At 61.9% G+C, this 3,178-nt stretch carries 2 protein-coding genes; both read left to right on the top strand.

Features of this window, described 5'->3' with window-relative positions:
* The first annotated feature begins 105 nt into the window (after positions 1-105).
* On the top strand, positions 106-1,524 hold the full coding sequence (locus tag P3T16_RS34730) for an ISNCY family transposase (protein WP_429345650.1): 1,419 nt from the start codon (positions 106-108) through the stop codon (positions 1,522-1,524).
* 153 nt (positions 1,525-1,677) lie between these two features.
* Positions 1,678-3,096, top strand: coding sequence for an ISNCY family transposase (locus tag P3T16_RS34725; protein ID WP_429345650.1), 1,419 nt, complete (start codon positions 1,678-1,680; stop codon positions 3,094-3,096).
* Positions 3,097-3,178: the final 82 nt, after the last annotated feature.

Raw genomic sequence — 3,178 nt, 5'->3', positions numbered from 1 at the left:
ATAAATTATCGATGTTTTGTGTGTTACGGCAAAGCTGTAATGTCGTACCTGGGCAAAGCTGAAACGTCGCATGTCATGCTGGCTGACCTTTGACGGGAGGCTCGCATGACGACATCCGGGACGATCACCATGACGATGCGCGAGGTGGACCGGCTCAGGACGATTCAGTCGGTGGTCGACGGCATGCTGATGACGTGGCAGGCCGCAGAACGGCTCGATCTGAGCCGGCGTCAGGTTGAGCGGCTGATCGTGCGCTATCGCAGCCAGGGCGCTTCGGGATTGCTGTCACGGCATCGTGGACACCCGAGCAACTACCAGTTGGCAGACGGCGTGGCCGAGCGCGCGTTGAACCTGATCCGGGATCGTTACCCGGATTTTGGCCCGACGTTCGCGTGCGAGAAACTGCGTGAGTGCCACGGGCTGGCGCTGTCCAAGGAAACGGTGCGGCACCTGATGACGGATGCCGGGCTGTGGATTCCACGCCGGCAGCGCCCGCCGAAGCTCTACCAGCCCAGAAGCCGTCGCGCCTGTCTGGGCGAACTGGTGCAGATTGATGGCAGCGATCACCGCTGGTTTGAGGACCGCGCGCCGGCGTGCACGCTGCTGGTGTATGTCGACGATGCAACCAGCCGGATCATGGCGCTGCACTTCACGGCGACGGAGTCGACCTTCAGCTACTTCGAGGTGACCCGGGGGTATCTGGAACAGCATGGCAAGCCGGTGGCGTTCTATAGCGACAAGGCGAGCGTGTTCCGCTCGACGCAGATGGCGACGAGCGGCGGCAAGGGCGTGACGCACTTCGGCCGGGCGATGTTCGAGCTGAACATTGATGGGCTGTGTGCGAATTCGAGTCAGGCCAAGGGCCGCGTCGAGCGCGCGAACCTGACGCTGCAGGACCGGCTGGTGAAGGAGTTGCGGCTACGGGGCATCGACACGCAGGCAGCGGCCAATGCCTATGCGCCGCGCTTCATCGCCGACTACAACACGCGCTTTGGCAAGGCGCCCAGGAGCGTGTTTAACGCACACCGGCCACTGCGGGCGGACGAGGACCTCGATACCATCCTGACGTGGCGTGAACCGCGTCGGGTCACGCGCACGCTGACGCTGCAGTATGACCGGGTGATCTACCTGCTGGACGATACGGAAGCGACCCGCAGGCTGGTCGGACGCTACATCGATGTGTATGAGTATCCGGATGGGCGCATCGAGATCCGCGCGGATGGCATCGCCCTTCCCTGCAGGCCTTACGACAGGCTCTCCGAGATTGATCAGGGCGCCGTGGTTGATCACAAGCGGCTGGGTCATGTGCTGCAGGTCGCGCAGTTGATTCAGGCCGATCGCGATAACCGCCGCGCGTCAGGTTCGCCATCGCGAACCAATCAGGGGCAGGCGCCGAGAATGAAGGAACGCAGGATCGGCACAAAGAAACAGCGCGAGATTACCGTTGGGGATCTGAACACCGCGATTGGCAAAACTACGGCCAGCCTCCAGGACCCTGCACTCAAAACCTCGTCAAAGAGATAACAAAGGCACAAACCGCGACACTTCTACTTTGCTGCCACTACGACACTTCAGAATGGCCTCGACATTGTGTGTTACGGCAAAGCTGTAATGTCGTACCTGGGCAAAGCTGAAACGTCGCATGTCATGCTGGCTGACCTTTGACGGGAGGCTCGCATGACGACATCCGGGACGATCACCATGACGATGCGCGAGGTGGACCGGCTCAGGACGATTCAGTCGGTGGTCGACGGCATGCTGATGACGTGGCAGGCCGCAGAACGGCTCGATCTGAGCCGGCGTCAGGTTGAGCGGCTGATCGTGCGCTATCGCAGCCAGGGCGCTTCGGGATTGCTGTCACGGCATCGTGGACACCCGAGCAACTACCAGTTGGCAGACGGCGTGGCCGAGCGCGCGTTGAACCTGATCCGGGATCGTTACCCGGATTTTGGCCCGACGTTCGCGTGCGAGAAACTGCGTGAGTGCCACGGGCTGGCGCTGTCCAAGGAAACGGTGCGGCACCTGATGACGGATGCCGGGCTGTGGATTCCACGCCGGCAGCGCCCGCCGAAGCTCTACCAGCCCAGAAGCCGTCGCGCCTGTCTGGGCGAACTGGTGCAGATTGATGGCAGCGATCACCGCTGGTTTGAGGACCGCGCGCCGGCGTGCACGCTGCTGGTGTATGTCGACGATGCAACCAGCCGGATCATGGCGCTGCACTTCACGGCGACGGAGTCGACCTTCAGCTACTTCGAGGTGACCCGGGGGTATCTGGAACAGCATGGCAAGCCGGTGGCGTTCTATAGCGACAAGGCGAGCGTGTTCCGCTCGACGCAGATGGCGACGAGCGGCGGCAAGGGCGTGACGCACTTCGGCCGGGCGATGTTCGAGCTGAACATTGATGGGCTGTGTGCGAATTCGAGTCAGGCCAAGGGCCGCGTCGAGCGCGCGAACCTGACGCTGCAGGACCGGCTGGTGAAGGAGTTGCGGCTACGGGGCATCGACACGCAGGCAGCGGCCAATGCCTATGCGCCGCGCTTCATCGCCGACTACAACACGCGCTTTGGCAAGGCGCCCAGGAGCGTGTTTAACGCACACCGGCCACTGCGGGCGGACGAGGACCTCGATACCATCCTGACGTGGCGTGAACCGCGTCGGGTCACGCGCACGCTGACGCTGCAGTATGACCGGGTGATCTACCTGCTGGACGATACGGAAGCGACCCGCAGGCTGGTCGGACGCTACATCGATGTGTATGAGTATCCGGATGGGCGCATCGAGATCCGCGCGGATGGCATCGCCCTTCCCTGCAGGCCTTACGACAGGCTCTCCGAGATTGATCAGGGCGCCGTGGTTGATCACAAGCGGCTGGGTCATGTGCTGCAGGTCGCGCAGTTGATTCAGGCCGATCGCGATAACCGCCGCGCGTCAGGTTCGCCATCGCGAACCAATCAGGGGCAGGCGCCGAGAATGAAGGAACGCAGGATCGGCACAAAGAAACAGCGCGAGATTACCGTTGGGGATCTGAACACCGCGATTGGCAAAACTACGGCCAGCCTCCAGGACCCTGCACTCAAAACCTCGTCAAAGAGATAACAAAGGCACAAACCGCGACACTTCTACTTTGCTGCCACTACGACACTTCAGAATGGCCTCGACATTGTGTTGTAGTAGCTTT

This window comes from Paraburkholderia sp. GAS42 (genome assembly GCF_050436565.1).
Classification (GTDB): Bacteria; Pseudomonadota; Gammaproteobacteria; order Burkholderiales; family Burkholderiaceae; genus Paraburkholderia.
Note: the sequence above shows the minus strand (reverse complement) of the source record. Positions and strands in the feature narration are given on the sequence as shown.

Excerpts from the sequence above, each read along its gene's own strand:
- P3T16_RS34730 (WP_429345650.1), top strand. The coding sequence starts at position 106 with ATGACGACATCCGGGACGATCACCATGACGATGCGCGAGGTGGACCGG.
- P3T16_RS34725 (WP_429345650.1), top strand. The coding sequence starts at position 1,678 with ATGACGACATCCGGGACGATCACCATGACGATGCGCGAGGTGGACCGG.